We start from the raw sequence: 16267 nt of genomic DNA, 5'->3' as shown, positions 1-16267 counted from the left end.
GAACTTATTTATGGAAAGATTACAGAAAGTACTTGCTCATGCAGGCGTGGCATCACGACGTAAGTCGGAACAATTGATTTTGGACGGCAAAGTAAGAGTCAATGGAAAAACGATCAAAGAATTGGGCGTTAAAGTATCAAGCACGGATAAGATCGAAGTTGAAGGCGTTCAGCTTGAAAAAGAACAGAAAGTTTACTACTTGCTGTACAAACCGCGTGGCGTTATTTCTGCTGTTTCGGATGATAAAAACCGCAAAGTTGTAACCGACTTTTTTGGAGATATCGAAAAACGCATTTACCCGGTTGGCCGCTTGGACTATGACACTTCGGGTTTATTGATTATGACTAACGATGGCGAATTTGCCAATATGCTGACGCATCCAAAGTTTGAAATTGATAAAACGTATATCGCCCGCTTAAAAGGAATCCCGGAAAGAGACGACCTTAAAAAATTGGAACGTGGCATCAAACTTGAAGATGGCATGACTGCACCGGCCAAGGTTAAGCTTTTATCGGGTGATAAAAAGACCGGCAAAGCGATTGTTCAAATTACGATTCACGAAGGAAGAAACCGTCAAGTCCGTAGAATGTTCGAAGCGATTGGCTACCCGGTACAAAAATTGAGCCGTGAACAATTTGCTTTTCTAACCCTCCACGGGTTAAATGCAGGCGAATCAAGAGAGCTTTCAGCGCATGAAGTCAAACTATTACGTGTTCTCGCTGAAACAGGAAAACGCGTTTAACGTTCACAAACACTTCAAAACTCCAGACTTGTGGCTGTTTAAACTTTGTTATAATTAAGTTTGCATAATATCCCTCGAAGGAGGAACAAGCATGGATGAACGAGCAGTTCCACAAAAGAACGACAAAAAGAAAAAAAGAGCAATAACTAGAACCATTATTTTGGCAATTTTAATAGCAGCTATTGGCTATACCATCTACAACAGTGCTACAGCCGAAGAAGTTAGCCTGTTGGAAGTCGGAGATAAAGCACCTGACTTTACCCTGGTGGATCTTGAAGGCAACGACCATAAACTATCGGATTATGAAGGCCAAGGAGTCTTTTTGAATTTCTGGGGTACCTGGTGCAAGCCATGTGCGAAAGAAATGCCAGCTATGGATCGACAGTATGAAGCTTTCTCGAACGATGGTGTTCAAGTGCTTGCGATAAATATTGCTCAATCTGATTTTGAAGTCCAATCTTTCGCTGATCAATATGGTTTGTCTTTTCCAGTAGTGATCGATAAAACAAAAAGTGTAATGACGGCCTATAGCATAAGGCCATTGCCTACCACGGTACTTGTTAACCCGGATGGCAACATTCAGCGCATCGTTACAGGAGAAATGACAGAACAAGATATTGAAGGGTTTATGGAAGAAATCAAACCTGAATAAGGAGATTTTTTGGATGGAAAATTTACAATGTCAATGCGGTCATACGAATCCGCCTGGTACGAAACTTTGTGAATCGTGCGGGCGGTCTTTGACTGAAAAAGATCAAAACAGCAAACTGGTGGATATGCGATACGAAGGAACAGCCAGACGTTCACAAACGTATAACAAATCAATTATCGACAAAATTTGGAATTTCTTTTCAAGCGTTAAAGTGGGCGTCAGTATTATTGTGATCTTGCTGGTAGCAGCAGCCATTGGAACAATCCTCCCGCAGCAGGCTTTTGTTCCTGCCAGCACCGAGGCAACAATCCAAGCATATTATGCCGATACTTACGGCAGTATTGGACGCGTCTATCATGCGTTAGGATTCCACGATCTGTACAGCTCTTTTTGGTTTATCGCATTAGTCGGGATGTTGGCTATTTCGCTGGTAATTGCCAGCTTAGACCGTTTCGTCCCGCTTTATAAGTCATTAAAAAACCAACGAGTTCTGCGCCATCCAAGCTTTATGGACAAACAGCGTATTTATGGCAGCGGTCCTGGAGCTGAAGATACACTAGAAAAAGCAGAAACGAAGCTCAAAGAACTAAAATACAATGTCCGAACGGATAAAAATGGTCTTTTAGCGGAAAAAGGGCGCTTCTCGCGGTGGGGTCCTTATGTAAATCATATTGGTTTGATCATTTTTCTTTTTGGCGTCATGCTGCGCATGATTCCAGGCTTTTATATTGATGAAAGTTTGTGGATCCGTGAAGGTGAAACACGCGCGATTCCGGAAGTGCCAGGCTACTATCTTGAAAACAAAGGATTTGCACTCGAAAATTATACTGGTGAAGGCGGAGAAGAAGTTTTCGGTGAAGCCTTGGACCGTGTCGGTACGGTAGCGAAAAATTATCAGACGGATATTGTGCTATATCAAGATTCTGAAGATGCATTGCCAGGTGCAGCAGATGGCCAAGAAGTTGTTACGGAATACCCAATTCGTGTTAACCAGCCATTGAAGTTTGATGGATATGCGATTTATCAAATGGATTTCCGTTTGGATGAACTCAAAGCAATGACCTTTGCTTTGACCAATAAAGAAACGGAAGAATCGCTTGGAGAGTTGACCATCGATTTAATCAATCCGGTAGACACTTATGAACTTGAAAGTGGTTCTACTGTTGAATTGCTCGGTTATTACCCAGATTTTTCGGGCTTTGAAGATGGCGAACCGCAAACTGCAACACCATTGCCGAACAATCCTGGATTCCTAGTAGAACTAACAACTCCAGAAACTCCTGAAGGAGAAACCAGTTTTATCACAATTCAAAACACGGTAGAGCCTTTAGGGGAAAATGATTTCAAATTAACGTTCTTAAGCGCAGATACACGTGATGTTTCAGGTCTTACAGTTCGTAAGGACAGCACCTTGCCGATTCTCGGCTTAGGTGGTTTAATCTTCATGATCGGTGTGGCACAAGGGATGTACTTTAACCACCGCCGTTTTTGGATTCAGCAGAAGGCAGATGGTACAATCCTATTAGCTGGACATACCAATAAAAACTGGTTCGGTTTGAAAAAAGATCTAGATCAAGTTGTTGAGTATGCTTCATTGCCCGCGTACGCAGATCAGCAGGATGAAATCGACAAAGAAGAGAAAGCGGAAAAGGAAGGTGAAGCATCGTTATGAATTTAGCCGATTTAAGTTCAAATCTTCTGTATGTGGCTTTTATTGCCTACCTTATTGCTACATTTGTATTTGGTGGAGCAGTAAAAGGCAACAAAGAAGGAACATACAACTCAGAAAAACGATGGGGGAAAGTTGCAATTACCATTACCCTCATTGGTTTCGCGGCAAATCTTGGTTACTTCTTTACAAGATGGGGCGCAACTGGCCATGCACCGCTTAGCAATATGTTCGAATTTACGACTGCTTTCGGCATGACATTAGTCGGAGGATTTATCATTTTATACTTCCTTTACAAAACGGCAGTTCTGGGCATGATTGTATTGCCAGTTGCCTTATTGATTATTGCATTTGCCAGTATGTTTCCAAGTGAAGTTAGCCCGCTTATTCCAGCACTGCAAACAAGCTGGTTAGCGATTCACGTAAGCACAGTTGTTATTGCAGAAGGTATTCTCGCCATCAGCGCTGCAGCCGGTTTGATCTATCTGCTGAAAGTTGTAGATCCAAACAAGAAATCCAAGCAGCGTTTCTGGTTAGAAGCGATGATGTACTCGCTAGTTCTTGTAGTGGGATTTGTTGTAGTAAGTTCATTCTTTTCTTTGACCGGCTACGAAGCAGAGTTTACTTATGTGGACAAAGAAGATCAGGAAACAGCCATTACTTATGCTATGCCCCCTATTTTTGGGATGAATGAGTATGTCGCGTTAACAGAGGATGCCATGACGCCTCTAATTGAAACGCCTGCGCTTGTCCATGCTGGCAAATTGACTACTGTAGTTTGGTCAGTCATTGTCGGAACTATCATATATTGGTTGATTCGTTTGATTTTCAGAAAACGCATTTCGGCGCTATTGAAGCCATTTGTTAAAAATGTTAATTTGCAGCTGATGGATGAAATTGGCTATCGGGCCATTATTATTGGATTCCCAATCTTTACATTGGGTGCGTTGGTTTTTGCCATGATTTGGGCACAAATTGCTTGGTCCCGTTTCTGGGGCTGGGACCCGAAAGAAGTATGGGCATTAATCACTTGGTTGTTCTATGCCGCGTACCTGCATTTGCGTTTGGGCAAAGGATGGCAAGGTGAAAAATCTGCATGGCTGGCAGTTGTCGGCTTTGCAATCATTATGTTTAATCTGGTTGCTGTCAATTTAATAATCGCCGGATTGCATTCTTACGCATAAAGAGACGGGCCTTTTCCGGTAACGGAAAAGGCCTTTTCTTTTATCCTTTCTCGAGCATGTAAAATTTTAATTATTTCTCACTATGGAGGTATGAACAATAACGCTTCACCTGTACCTATTGGGAAAGTAGAATCTGCTTGTGGGTCTACGCTTTTCTTTATTTTTGACAGAGTTATCGGTACAATGAAACATAACAGAAGAAAGTTGGAGGGGTTATCATGTCTGAAGAGATTACGGTATTGGTAGTGGATGACGAAGAACGGATTCGGCGATTGCTGAAAATGTATCTGGAGCGTGAAGGCTATTTGGTAGAAGAGGCAGAAGACGGTGTTCAGGCATTGGACATGGCAATGGAAAAAGATTATCACTGCATCCTGCTAGATTTAATGATGCCTGAGAAAAATGGTGTAGAAGTGGCTACCGAATTGCGTGAAACAAAAATGACGCCAATCATCATGCTGACTGCAAAAGGTGAAGAAGCCAATCGGGTGGAAGGCTTTGAATCTGGTGCGGATGATTACATCGTCAAGCCGTTTAGTCCGAGAGAAGTAGTGCTGCGTGTGAAAGCAATTTTGCGTCGATCATCAGCTTATTCTCCAATTTCCAATTCAACCGTCTCGAAAGACTTGGTTGTATTCCCTCATTTAACAATTGATCACGATGCGCACCGCGTTACTGCTGATGGCGTAGAAGTGAATTTAACACCGAAAGAATATGAATTATTGTACTTTTTAGCAAAAGCACCAGACAAAGTTTTTGATCGCGAGCATTTGCTGAAAGAAGTTTGGCATTATGACTTTTTCGGTGATTTGCGTACGGTTGATACACATGTCAAGCGCCTGCGTGAAAAACTGAACCGCGTTTCAGAATCTGCAGCGAAAATGATTGTCACTGTTTGGGGCGTAGGGTATAAGTTCGAGGTTGGCAATGAATAGAATATGGAATAGTGTCGTCGGGAAGCTTTGGATTACGATCCTGCTTCTCGTTTCCTTTGTCCTTTTTATTGTGACGGTTCTGCTTTTGGAGTTTCTTGGAAACTATCATAGCGAAACGGTGGAAGAAACTTTGAATAGTGAAGCGAACATGATTGCCAATATTTTCAACGACCATGCTGAAGTAGCAAGCTCGCTGGAAATTATCGAAGATGTCATTGGAACAGAAACCAATGCCGTCATCGCTGAAGAGCCCTTTGATGACAGCTACTACATTCACGACGGGTTGAACGGCTCGGAAACCCGTGAAAAAATCCTGAACGAGCCATCTTTTCAACAAGTATTCGAATCGGATGAGACCGTGATGAAAGAAATGCTTCTGCCTTCGTTGACAGAACAAAACCGGCTGGAGTCTTATATCGTGTTAGCCAGTCCATTGCAGACAGGAGAAGAGCAGCACGGGGTTGTATTCATCTACCAATCGTTGGAAGTGATGGACCGAACTGCTGAGCGAACTACTAACATCGTCTTCCTGTCCGCGTTTATTGCCCTTCTGCTAACTACTTTTTTTGCCTTCTTTTTATCATCCCGAATCACCTCTCCACTCCGAAAAATGCGGGAAGGTGCATTTGAACTGGCAAAAGGCAATTTCGATACAAAAGTTAGAGCAACTTCCAGCGATGAAATTGGCCAGTTGGCGACAGCCTTTAATCAAATGGGCCGCCAACTAAAACACCATGTAGAAGTAATCAATCAAGAGAAAGAGCAACTATCTAGCATATTGACGTCGATGGCAGATGCGGTTATTACCTTCAATCAAGATAAAACGGTGCTGCTGAGCAATCCGCCAGCTGAGAGATTATTGCAGCAATGGATTTTTAAAAACGGCTCTACCGAAGCCCAGCCGTTGCCAGCCGAGATGCTTCATATGCTGGACCATGTGCTCGTTTTTGAAGAAGAAATTGAAGAAGAGTTGGAAATTGAAGGAGCTTACTATGCCATTAATTTCAGCCCCTTGTACAGCGGTGAGTCGATTCGGGGCGCTGTTGCCGTTTTGCATAATATGACCGAGCAGCACCGGCTAGAGAAGCTTCGCGAGGACTTTATTGCCAATGTTTCGCACGAACTGCGGACACCTATTGCAATGCTACAAGGATACAGCGAGGCAATGCTGGATGATGTTGGCGCAACAGAAGAAGAGCGCCGTGAGATGACCAAAATCATTTATGAAGAATCGCAGCGGATGGGCCGGTTGGTCACGGACTTATTAAACCTGGCGCGAATGGAATCTGGACACATGCGGATTTATAAGGAAATTGTCCAACTGAACAGTGCTATTGAACGCATGACCCTTAAGTTTTCACAGATTGCCAAAGACAGCGGTGTTCAACTTTCTTTTGAAACAACACTCGATGACTGGGCAGCCAGTGAAATGGATGAGGATCGGATTGAGCAGGTCATGACCAATTTAATCGATAATGCAATTCGCCATACTCCTGAAGAAGGGCAAGTCATTGTACGTGTCGAACAACAACAGGAGTACGCGAAAATTTCGATTAACGACAATGGCGTGGGCATTTCAGAAAAAGATTTGGAATTTGTATTTGAACGTTTTTATAAAGCCGATAAGGCAAGAACATTGGGCAAAGGCGGAACCGGTCTTGGTCTGGCGATTGCAAGCAACATCATCAAAGTGCACGAGGGCAAAATTTATGCCGAGAGTGCTGTAGGGGAAGGGACTTCATTTGTCTTTTTGCTGCCCTTAAAAAATATGTAACTTTACAAAGACAGAGACGACTAATCCTAAGAACGGGGGGAGTATATTGAATGACTCCGTTTTCCATCGGCTTTACGAAGAGTATCACCAGGATGTTTTTCAGTTTTTAATTTATTTGGTGAAAAACAGGCACTTGTCAGAAGATTTGATGCACGAAGTCTATATTCGGGCTTTTCGGGCTTATGACCGATTTGAAGGAAAAAGCTCAGAAAAAACATGGCTGTTTTCCATTGCAAAAAACGTGGCGATCGATCATTTTCGAAAAATGGCCGTGCGCAAAAAGCACTCAATGGAATACTTTGATTGGGAAACACAGCAATTGGTTTCGACGGAGCGGATTCCGGAAGAAGTTTCATCGTTGAATGAAGACAAAGTACTGTTGTACAAAACTTTAGATACGTGCACCGGAGACCAAAAAATGGTAATCATTATGCGCTTTTTCCAAGACTTATCAATAGCAGAAACCGCGGATGTTTTAGGTTGGACAGAAGGAAAAGTGAAGACCACTCAGCACCGCGCAATCAAAGCATTGCGTGAAAAATTAATAGCGAGGGAAGGGGGAGATGAAAATGCCGAATAACAAATGGACCGATGAATCCATCGAAGATTTGTTAAAGGATTTCCCCGCAATCAAAGATAACCGAACAAAAGAAGAAGTTTACAATCGGTTGACCCAGAAAGAAAAGGTCCCAAAACGTCCAAAAAAATGGCTTCCATTACTGGTCGCTGCACTTGGGTTTGTTACGGTGGGGATATTGGTCGCCACTATTATCAGCCAAAATGGGATTGATACAGCTCAAAATGCTGAAGAGTCAACTGAAGATACAACGACGACTGAACAGACCGAGCAAGACTCTGCAGCTCCTGAAGCTGAAGAATCAGGAACTGGAGAGCCGGATCAGTTTTCAATAGCCCAAACGGACTTACCGCAGCGCACAGCGGTCTACGAAGAAGCCATTGGAGACCAAACATTGATGACCATTGGCTTGACTGAAAATGCATTTGTCATACCTGTCTCCTTCCTGATTCCCCGTGAACAAATAGAAGTGGCATTCGGAGATGAAAGTCCGACATCGTATGAACTGTATCAAGAATATGCGGATAACATTGATGAAACGTTACTTGGATTTGATGAGTATCATCCATATGCAGGAACCTTTGAACAAACAACGAACGGCATTCGCCATATATTGCCGCAGGACCACCAGTACGACCTTGCTTCTGCCAGTATGGGAGTTTACTTTAATACACTTTTAGAGACATTTAAGGATGTCGAAGAAATTGAAGTAGCGAATGAAGATGGCACGACTGCAGAGTTTTCGGAAATTGGTCCAGTAGAGCCGGTTGTTCCAGAAGAGGAAAACATTGCCTATTATTCTTTTGAATCATCAAGTGGTAAAGTATATCTGGTTCCAGGGTATGATATACCATTTGCTGCTGCAGGTGAAGCAATTGAGGCCCTTACAGAAAGTCCGAACGATTTTTATGAGGCTACAGTTCCTCCAGGCATTGAGATTCAAGTGTCAGAAACAGAAGATCAAGTGCAAGTGGAAATCGCAGAGGAAGTTGACCTGAATTCACTTGATCCTCTCGTAGTAGTTCGCATGATGGAAAGCTTTGCGTTGACCGCTGATGCGTTTGGGAAAAACGTTCAAGTGGAAGGGCTGCAGATGGAAGTTTGGAATGGCTTTGACTTTAGCCAGCCATTACCGGTACCAGCAGCCGCAAACCTGTTAGAATGGCCAATACAATAAGAAAAAGAGCATTGTAAACATATTGGTTTACAATGCTCTTTCTATATACTAAGATTAGGACATAACAAAATATCGATTCATCTTCGGGGCAGGGTGCAATTCCCTACCGGCGGTAATTGAACTCTGTTCATAAGCCCGCGAGCCGTAAAACGCAGGATTTGGTGAAATTCCAAAGCCGACAGTATAGTCTGGATGGGAGAAGGTGAAGGTGCGGACGTGTGTCGTTTATGTATAAACGGAACGCTTGTTAAGTGTGCCTTTTCTCCCTTAAGCGTATTGCTTAGGGGATTTTGTACGTACATGCACGGTCCAAACTTTTCTTCTGGTGAATCACTACAAGGAGAGAGGAATATGAAGAACAAGAAGTTGCAAACGATGATCGTTATCGGGATGTTGAGCAGTATTTCGTTTATTTTGATGCTTTTCAACTTTCCACTACCTGCATTACCTGCTTTTTTGAAAGTCGATTTCAGTGATGTGCCTGCATTGATCGCAGCTGTTACAATGGGGCCGGTCGCAGGAATTTTAGTCGCATTTTTCAAAAACGTGTTGGATTGGTTGTTTGCAGGAAGTCCGACTGGAGTTCCAGTTGGCCACATGGCTAATTTTGTTACAAGTTTATTGTTTATTTTGCCAGTTTATTTTATCTACCACAAAGTAGCAACTAAAAAAGGCATGGCCTTTGGCTTGGCTGCCGGTACATTATCAATGGCAATCGGCATGAGCGTTTTAAATTATTTAGTGTTCCTGCCAATGTACACTTATTTCCTTAACATGCCTGCAGAAACAGGCAATGTGCTGTTTGGAACAATCGTTCTGGGGATCTTGCCATTTAACTTAATCAAAGGTTTGCTTTTGACTGCGGTCGTCCTGCTGATGTTCAGCAGTATGCATACGTGGATCGAAAAGCAACGGTCCTATTATTTATCATAAAAAAGAAAAGCGTAAGCAGCCGTTTAGCCCCGACAAGCGCTAGAAGCCTTACCGGTAATGGCGTCCTTCAGCCATTGCTGGTAAGACTGAAGCGACTCGAGGGGCTGGCTGCTGAAGTCTAGACATAGAAAAGCACAAGCGCCCGTGTAGATTCGACGGGCATAGACAACCCAGCAGTATGGCGTACTTTGCCACGCGGCTGGGTTGACTTATGACTCAATAATCTGGGCGCTGGAGTTTGAAATAAAAATGTAAAAAGGCTTTGCATAAAAAAAGAAGGCGTTCGGCAGTTATTCACTGCCGAACGCCTTTTCTATTTGGATCAGTCTTCGTATTTTAAAGGGTCGCCTTCGAAAGATGAATCCGCGACTTTGATGGAATCTGTTGGACAGCCTTCAAATGCATCTTCCATATCTTCCTCGAGTTCGTCTGGAACTTGTTCTGTCCCCATGTTATTATCTAAAATAACAAAAGCGATTCCTTCGTCATCATAATCATAAACGTCAGGTGCTGCAGCACCACAAGCACCACAAGCGATACAAGTATCCTTGTCGACAATGGTATACTTAGCCATATTGTTTTCCTCTCCTTTATCTCCGAACAAGTTCAGTTATACTATCGTTTTTATTCTAAAGGTGTTTGAGTAGTTTTTCAACCAAAAACCGCTAGGGGGCGCAAGCTTGTTATTTACAGAACTTATTCTTGCCATTATGAAGGCTGTCAACCGGCAGCGGACCATCTCTTCGCCTTATCATTTGATCAAAGGAAAGAAGTCTGGTCAAACGATACAGGATATTGGCTATTTTGGCTTGTATCCTTATTTTGGCGTGCTGCCAAAACTGGATAAGAAAGCCTATGACCAAACGGTTCAGCTGTTATTTTCAGAAGGACATTTACTGGATAATGAACAGGTAATTGATTTGTCTCAAAAAGCAAAAGAAATGGCGATTGCAGCTTCCCCGCTCAACGGTTGGAAATACCGAGGCAAGGAAAATCTTTTCTTCAGCCGGCTGTCACTAATTGTTCAAACTTTTTCCCATATTAGCCAGCAGGAGAAAACTTTTGACCCTATTGTCAGCAATGAAGAAGTACAGCAGTGGGTGAAAAACTATTTGAGACGAATCCATTTTCGTGATTTAGCAGTGGCTCAAGCATTTAAAGAAGAACTTTTTACTACATTAACCGCTGCAGAGGTTTCTGAAACACATAAAATGATTGTCATGGAACGATTAACTGGAGCTGGCTTAAGCGGATTGACTTGGCAGCAAATTGCCGATTCCAAAAACTTGTCTCTTATGGATGTTCAGTTAATGGCTGTAGAAACGCTTCATGGGTGGATGTCCGTCATCGAACAGACCAAACCAGTGCTTTTGCGAGGATTAATGGAAGGCATCATACAGCAATCTTCATTAACAGAAACTGCGCAGCGAACAGAAAAATTATTCGACAAAGGGTTTTCGCTGGAACAAATTGCTTCACTGCGCCAACTGAAAACCAGTACGATCGAGGATCATTTTGTGGAATTGGCGATGAACGATCCTTTTTTTAATTACATACCGTTTGTAAATCAGGCCCTTTATGAGGCGATTGTGGCAGAAAGCCGGCACAGGGAAACCAAGAGATTGCGTGAAATCAAAGAACATCTGCCGGAAGCCAGTTATTTTCAAATTCGTCTTGCACTGGCAATTAGGGAGGATCAAGAATGAATTTAGATCAGTTACTGCATTCCGCTTATGGTTTTTCATCATTTCGCCCGGGGCAGCGAGAAATTATCGAACGTGTCTTGGCTGGCAAGGATGTCATTGCGCTGTTGCCAACCGGGATGGGAAAGTCAATTTGCTACCAGCTACCGGCAAAAGTGTTGCCGGATAGCGTTTTGATTGTTTCCCCCCTATTGTCGTTAATGCAGGATCAAGTGGCACAACTAAAAAAAATGGGCGAGAAATCAGTAGTCGCCATAAACTCATTTTTAAAGCCGGAAGATAGAGAAAGAATTTGGAGTACGCTTAGTTCCTATAAATTTATTTTTATTTCACCGGAAATGCTTGTCCAGCCTTTTGTTAAACAAAAGCTGCAGCAAATTCGGATTTCATTGCTGGTGGCAGATGAAGCCCATTGCATTTCCCAATGGGGATTTGACTTTAGGCCAGACTATCTTCGGATTTCTGAAATTCTGCCGTCTTTAAATTTTCCACAAGTGCTTGCATTGACAGCGACTGCGACTGATAAAGTAACGGAAGAAATTAAAAAATATTTAGCGCTTAAAGATCCTTACGTATATCGCCATCCGATGGACCGGAAAAATATTGTTTACGACATTAAAAAGTTTGAAGAAGGACGAGACAAAATCGATTTCATCAAAGAATTTGTCCAGAAATTTAATGGTCCAGGTATTATCTATGCTGGAACTAGGAAAAAGTCCCAAGAACTATCTATGCTTTTAACAGAACAAGGAATTTCAGCCGCATTTTATCATGGGGGAATGGAGCATCAGGATCGCATGTTTGTGCAGCAGCAATTTCAAAATGGAGAGCTGCAATGGATCTGTTCAACAAATGCTTTTGGTATGGGCGTCCATATTCCGAATATCCGGCACGTCATTCATTTTCAGTTGCCCACGTCGATTGAGGGCTATGTCCAGGAAGTCGGAAGAGCGGGGCGGGATGGCCAACCTTCTTTAGCTACTTTGTTATATGCGCAAGGAGATGAAGGGCTGCTCGAGAGCCTGGTGATGGATGACTTGCCCACACAGCATGAAATCGAAGCAGTTTTCCGCGACGGAGTTGGTGCAGTGCATCTGATTGACCAGGGAGTTGTCAGAGAAACCGCATTCCGAGTCGTTTCCTACTGGATGACCCATTTGCCTGTCGAAGGCGTCATCCAGCAGATAGAGCTTTTAAGGAGCGGGAAGAGGCAGCAAGTACAAAAAATTCAACAACTGATCGAACTTGATGGATGCTTGCGCAGCTATATTATTCAATGCTTTGATCAACACCTTAAAGACAAGCCAAACAATTGTTGTGTCAACGATGGGATCGATTATCATGTCTTTGAAAGTTTTTCACTTCCTAAAAAAAAGCAGTTGCCACTTGAATGGCAGGATCGTTTAAGTGTAATATTACCTATATAAGAAACTCGTTAACTGTCATTTACAAATGAGCCTTATTTCGTCATAATAGATATATTAGTACAGATAGGGGTAGTCATCTATGGGAAATCAAAGTTATCATGAGTCGATTGAGAAAAATCGACAGGAAATATCGGTGGACAAAAACTCGGCCTTGTCGAGAGCAGCTCAGCGACAGGCACAAAAGCCTAAAGCCAAAAAAAGCAAAAGCCTTTTGATGCCTGCGTTATTTTTTATCTTTATATTAATACCGGTTTCTTTACTGATTTATGTAGCTTTTTTATTTGAACCCGATGATTCACTGACAGCTACACCCGCAGAAAATGAAGTGAGTTTTGAGATGAATTCCCAACCATCTGAGACTTCTGTCGCTGCGGCCGACGATGATGAGGATGAGCAACAAGAACAACAAGAACAAGCAGAAAAAGAAGCAGCGGCAGCTGAGAAAGAAGCGGCTGAAAAAGCAGAAGCGGATGCTGCAGCTAAGGCCGACGCAGAAGCGAAAGCTGAAGAAGCAGCGCAAGCCGAAAGAGAAGCAGCGGCGGCTAAAGCTCAAGAACAAGCTGCGGCCGAAGAACGAGCCCAAGCAGAAGCCGATGCTCAAGCAAAAGCCGAAGCAGAGGCACAGGCGGCAGCACAGGCACAAGCCGAAAAGGATGCTGAAGAAGCAGCAGATGCCGACGCTGAGGAACAGCAGGAAGAACCTAGCGCTTCCGGAAAAACCTATGTGGTTCAATCAAGTGAAACGCTTTACCGCATTGCTGTGAATAATTACGGAGCGGCTGGGGCAGCAGCAGCTGTAGAAAAAATCAAACAGGCGAATGGCTTGAGCTCAAACAGTATTAGTCCAGGACAAACCTTAGTTTTGCCATAACCTGCTACATTGATTAGCGGGCAGTTGGATAGGGAATACAAGTGACAGATTAGAAAGTAGGCGATTAGATGTTTGTTAAAAGTGCGATGGTCAAAAGAGAGAAATGCATCACAGTTAAAATGGAAGATACGGTTAAGGTAGGTTTTGACCTGCTGGAAAAGTATTCAATTGATGCGATTCCGGTTGTGAATGGGACGGAGTACAAAGGGATTTTTACTTGGTACCATGCATACCGTGCGTTTTTCTATTCTGGAAAATCAAATGAGGATTTTGTTAACTCGACTAAGATCAGCGACGTCATGGTGAACGAGAGAGTTTACTTGGGAATTGACGATGTGTACGAAAAAGCGTTGGTTGAACTCAATGATTTCCCGATTATTGCTGTTGTTGAAGACCACCAATTTTTGGGAATCGTTACCCGCTTTGATATCGTCAACCAATTGCAAAGTGCCTTTGGGATGAACAAACCGGGCTATCGCATCACGTTTACTTCGGTAGAATCCGAAGGACGTATTGGTCGTCTCGGAGAAATTATCGAAAAGTATAAGGAATCCGTAGTTTCGCTCGTTACATTTGATGAAACCAATAAAATGGTTCGCCGCATTGTCTTGAAGATTAAAAAGAAAGACAATGTCGATCGATTTGTGAAAGAACTGGAAAAATCCGGTTTCCGTGTATTAGACATCGCAGAAGATTAATAGCAGAATAAGAAGAAAAAGCATAAGCCTCGCTTATGTTTTTTCTTCTTTTTGGAAGGAACTTTTATAATGAAAAAGATACTTGGTGTTGTTTTTGCAGCTACGGCGCTGCTTCTTTTTATGGTCCGGAATGCTTTTTCGGAAAAACTCGTAGAGGAAACCGTGGAATTGCCGACAACTCTACCATTCAAACCGTTTAAATTACTGTTCATGGCCGATATCCACCGCAGAGTCGTACAGGCTGATTTGCTTGATTTCCCTGTTGATGTAATCGTGATCGGAGGCGACTTGGTTGAAAGGGGTGTACCGCTAGAACGGGTCGACAAAAACATTGGAAACTTGACGGCACTTGCTCCGGTTTATTTTGTGTGGGGCAATAATGACCGAGAAGTTGACGAAGCTTCACTTAGGGGAATTTTCGACAAGCATGGTGTAATTGTGTTAGACGATCGGTCAGTGTCTCTTTTTGGCAATGAACAGTTAAAATTGGTTGGGTTTGACCGTTTTGCATACAAGCCAAATGGTTTCGAAACGGCGTTTCAAGATGTAGGGGAACAAGATACGGTTATATTTGTTTCTCACACCCCATTTGATTTTTGGAAAGTAAAAGGGCGGTATGCTGCAGACTTATTGCTTGCTGGACATACACACGGAGGACAAATTCGCATTGGACCTTTCGGTTTATTTAGAAAAGGCTCAATCAAAGTAAAAAAAGATCGAATCGAACTCATCAGCAATGGCTTTGGTACGACAGGTTTGCACTTGCGGCTTGGCACCCAGGCGGAATACCATGTGCTGACTATATTTCCTAAAATCAAAGCAGAAAAATAATATTTGTATCCCTGCAGATAAATCGAGTATGGTTAGAATAGGATTACGTACAGGAGATGTTTTAAAATGGAAAATGTAGATGCAGTAATTATTGGCGGCGGTCCATGCGGCTTATCCGCAGCGATTGAGCTCAAAAAACGCGGCCTATATCCGGTGGTGATCGAGAAAGGCAATATCGTCAATGCGATTTTTAATTATCCTACGCACCAAACTTTTTTCAGCACTAGTGAAAAATTATCGATTGGCGATGTGCCATTTATCATAGAGGGGAGTAAACCAAAGCGAAACCAGGCATTGGTTTACTACCGTGAAGTCGTCAAGCGGAGCGGCATTCAAGTGCGTCCGTTTGAAACGGTTCAACGGGTAGAAAAGGACAGTCAATTTACCGTGACTACGTCCAAAGGACAATACCAGGCCAAGTACGTCGTGGCAGCGACCGGTTATTATGACCAGCCCAACAAACTGGAAGTCGAAGGTGCCGGACTGCCCAAAGTGATGCATTATTTCAAAGAAGGACATCCTTATTTCGACCAGGACGTTCTAGTGATTGGCGGCAAGAACTCGGCAGTGGATGCTGCTCTCGCTTTGCATAAGGCCGGGAGCCGTGTAACGGTGTCCTATCATGGCACAAGCTATTCCAAGAGCATCAAGCCATGGATTTTGCCAGAGTTTGACGGGTTGGTGAGAAAAGGGGAAATCTCGATGCTGTTTGATTCGATGGTCGACAAAATTACGGACCATGCCGTGGAACTAACAGTCAACGATCAAAAAGAAACGATTCCAAACCAATTTGTTTTTGCGATGATCGGCTATCATCCGGACCATTCATTTTTGCAGTCGATGGGTATTTCCATTGCCCCCATTTCTGGACGCCCCTCTTTTGATGAAGAATCGATGGAAACTGATGTAGAAAATTTGTACGTTGCTGGAGTGATCGCAGCAGGCAATAATGCGAATGAAATCTTTATTGAAAATGGTCGCTTTCATGGACAGCAAATTGCGGAAGCTATTGCAAAAAAAGAAAGCACATATTGAGTGTGCTAAAGCTTCGCTGCTCCCACCTAGAGCAAAGGATTCTGTATAAACGCGCTAAA

16 protein-coding genes and 1 riboswitch are annotated in these 16267 nt (G+C 43.0%); of the genes, 15 read left to right on the top strand and 1 reads right to left on the bottom strand.

Annotation, left to right across the window (positions count from 1 at the left end; all coding sequences use genetic code 11):
• The first annotated feature begins 10 nt into the window (after positions 1–10).
• The 9 genes from AC4EG4_RS01580 (at position 11) to AC4EG4_RS01540 (ending at position 9643) form a co-directional block, all read left to right on the top strand.
• The gene (locus tag AC4EG4_RS01580; RefSeq protein WP_490978034.1) at positions 11–742 is read left to right on the top strand and encodes a pseudouridine synthase; all 732 of its coding nucleotides are present in this window, start codon (positions 11–13) and stop codon (positions 740–742) included.
• Positions 743–833: 91 nt separating this feature from the next.
• Positions 834–1394, top strand: coding sequence for a thiol-disulfide oxidoreductase ResA (resA, locus tag AC4EG4_RS01575; RefSeq protein ID WP_490978035.1), 561 nt, complete (start codon positions 834–836; stop codon positions 1392–1394).
• A 13-nt stretch (positions 1395–1407) separates the two neighbouring features.
• Positions 1408–3066 carry a cytochrome c biogenesis ResB family protein gene (locus AC4EG4_RS01570; protein ID WP_490978036.1) on the top strand — a complete coding sequence of 553 codons (1659 nt, stop codon included), beginning with the start codon at positions 1408–1410 and terminating at the stop codon, positions 3064–3066.
• Positions 3063–4247 carry a c-type cytochrome biogenesis protein CcsB gene (ccsB, locus tag AC4EG4_RS01565; protein ID WP_490978037.1) on the top strand — a complete coding sequence of 395 codons (1185 nt, stop codon included), beginning with the start codon at positions 3063–3065 and terminating at the stop codon, positions 4245–4247. The genes AC4EG4_RS01570 and ccsB overlap by 4 nt, the downstream gene beginning before the upstream one ends.
• Positions 4248–4465: 218 nt before the next feature.
• The gene (locus AC4EG4_RS01560) at positions 4466–5182 is read left to right on the top strand and encodes a response regulator transcription factor (protein ID WP_490978038.1); all 717 of its coding nucleotides are present in this window, start codon (positions 4466–4468) and stop codon (positions 5180–5182) included.
• A complete protein-coding gene (locus tag AC4EG4_RS01555) occupies positions 5175–6956 on the top strand; it encodes an ATP-binding protein (RefSeq protein WP_490978039.1) in 1782 nt (593 codons plus the stop codon). Before AC4EG4_RS01560 ends, AC4EG4_RS01555 begins: the two co-directional genes overlap by 8 nt.
• Positions 6957–7002: 46 nt before the next feature.
• A complete protein-coding gene (sigX, locus tag AC4EG4_RS01550; protein WP_490986743.1) occupies positions 7003–7536 on the top strand; it encodes an RNA polymerase sigma factor SigX in 534 nt (177 codons plus the stop codon).
• A complete protein-coding gene (locus AC4EG4_RS01545; protein WP_490986742.1) occupies positions 7526–8710 on the top strand; it encodes a hypothetical protein in 1185 nt (394 codons plus the stop codon). Before sigX ends, AC4EG4_RS01545 begins: the two co-directional genes overlap by 11 nt.
• Before the next feature lie 75 nt (positions 8711–8785).
• Positions 8786–8918, top strand: a riboswitch (FMN riboswitch).
• 143 nt (positions 8919–9061) lie between these two features.
• A complete protein-coding gene (locus AC4EG4_RS01540) occupies positions 9062–9643 on the top strand; it encodes an ECF transporter S component (RefSeq protein WP_490986741.1) in 582 nt (193 codons plus the stop codon).
• A 322-nt stretch (positions 9644–9965) separates the two neighbouring features.
• Here AC4EG4_RS01540 and AC4EG4_RS01535 read toward each other — a convergent pair whose 3' ends face one another.
• Positions 9966–10217 (bottom strand): ferredoxin, encoded by a 252-nt coding sequence (locus AC4EG4_RS01535; protein WP_038704175.1) that lies wholly within the window; start codon positions 10215–10217, stop codon positions 9966–9968.
• Between the two features lie 106 nt (positions 10218–10323).
• Between AC4EG4_RS01535 and AC4EG4_RS01530 the strand changes: the two genes are divergently transcribed.
• The 6 genes from AC4EG4_RS01530 to AC4EG4_RS01505 all read left to right on the top strand — a co-directional run bounded on the left by AC4EG4_RS01530 (position 10324) and on the right by AC4EG4_RS01505 (position 16208).
• The gene (locus tag AC4EG4_RS01530) at positions 10324–11349 is read left to right on the top strand and encodes a YpbB family protein (RefSeq protein ID WP_490986740.1); all 1026 of its coding nucleotides are present in this window, start codon (positions 10324–10326) and stop codon (positions 11347–11349) included.
• Positions 11346–12773, top strand: a complete 1428-nt coding sequence (locus AC4EG4_RS01525; RefSeq protein ID WP_490978044.1) for a RecQ family ATP-dependent DNA helicase — start codon at positions 11346–11348, stop codon at positions 12771–12773. Before AC4EG4_RS01530 ends, AC4EG4_RS01525 begins: the two co-directional genes overlap by 4 nt.
• Positions 12774–12852: 79 nt before the next feature.
• Positions 12853–13644 (top strand): LysM peptidoglycan-binding domain-containing protein, encoded by a 792-nt coding sequence (locus AC4EG4_RS01520; RefSeq protein ID WP_490978045.1) that lies wholly within the window; start codon positions 12853–12855, stop codon positions 13642–13644.
• Between the two features lie 68 nt (positions 13645–13712).
• Complete coding sequence (locus AC4EG4_RS01515; RefSeq protein ID WP_490978046.1) at positions 13713–14342, top strand: CBS domain-containing protein; 630 nt, start codon at positions 13713–13715, stop codon at positions 14340–14342.
• A 69-nt stretch (positions 14343–14411) separates the two neighbouring features.
• Positions 14412–15173: a metallophosphoesterase gene (locus AC4EG4_RS01510; protein ID WP_490978047.1), complete on the top strand. Its 762-nt coding sequence runs from the start codon at positions 14412–14414 to the stop codon at positions 15171–15173.
• A gap of 66 nt (positions 15174–15239) precedes the next feature.
• Complete coding sequence (locus tag AC4EG4_RS01505) at positions 15240–16208, top strand: YpdA family putative bacillithiol disulfide reductase (RefSeq protein ID WP_490986739.1); 969 nt, start codon at positions 15240–15242, stop codon at positions 16206–16208.
• The last annotated feature ends 59 nt before the right edge of the window (positions 16209–16267 follow it).

The organism is Planococcus sp. TJ-201 (genome assembly GCF_058268495.1).
The sequence above is the reverse complement of the archived record's forward strand: the minus strand, read 5'-3'. Positions and strand labels throughout refer to the sequence as shown.

Excerpts from the sequence above, each read along its gene's own strand:
- AC4EG4_RS01570 (WP_490978036.1), top strand. The coding sequence starts at position 1,408 with ATGGAAAATTTACAATGTCAATGCGGTCATACGAATCCGCCTGGTACG.
- AC4EG4_RS01560 (WP_490978038.1), top strand. The coding sequence starts at position 4,466 with ATGTCTGAAGAGATTACGGTATTGGTAGTGGATGACGAAGAACGGATT.
- AC4EG4_RS01545 (WP_490986742.1), top strand. The coding sequence starts at position 7,526 with ATGCCGAATAACAAATGGACCGATGAATCCATCGAAGATTTGTTAAAG.
- AC4EG4_RS01580 (WP_490978034.1), top strand. The coding sequence starts at position 11 with ATGGAAAGATTACAGAAAGTACTTGCTCATGCAGGCGTGGCATCACGA.
- AC4EG4_RS01540 (WP_490986741.1), top strand. The coding sequence starts at position 9,062 with ATGAAGAACAAGAAGTTGCAAACGATGATCGTTATCGGGATGTTGAGC.
- AC4EG4_RS01555 (WP_490978039.1), top strand. The coding sequence starts at position 5,175 with ATGAATAGAATATGGAATAGTGTCGTCGGGAAGCTTTGGATTACGATC.
- AC4EG4_RS01525 (WP_490978044.1), top strand. The coding sequence starts at position 11,346 with ATGAATTTAGATCAGTTACTGCATTCCGCTTATGGTTTTTCATCATTT.
- AC4EG4_RS01510 (WP_490978047.1), top strand. The coding sequence starts at position 14,412 with ATGAAAAAGATACTTGGTGTTGTTTTTGCAGCTACGGCGCTGCTTCTT.
- AC4EG4_RS01520 (WP_490978045.1), top strand. The coding sequence starts at position 12,853 with ATGGGAAATCAAAGTTATCATGAGTCGATTGAGAAAAATCGACAGGAA.
- AC4EG4_RS01535 (WP_038704175.1), bottom strand. The coding sequence starts at position 10,217 with ATGGCTAAGTATACCATTGTCGACAAGGATACTTGTATCGCTTGTGGT.
- resA (WP_490978035.1), top strand. The coding sequence starts at position 834 with ATGGATGAACGAGCAGTTCCACAAAAGAACGACAAAAAGAAAAAAAGA.
- AC4EG4_RS01515 (WP_490978046.1), top strand. The coding sequence starts at position 13,713 with ATGTTTGTTAAAAGTGCGATGGTCAAAAGAGAGAAATGCATCACAGTT.
- AC4EG4_RS01505 (WP_490986739.1), top strand. The coding sequence starts at position 15,240 with ATGGAAAATGTAGATGCAGTAATTATTGGCGGCGGTCCATGCGGCTTA.
- ccsB (WP_490978037.1), top strand. The coding sequence starts at position 3,063 with ATGAATTTAGCCGATTTAAGTTCAAATCTTCTGTATGTGGCTTTTATT.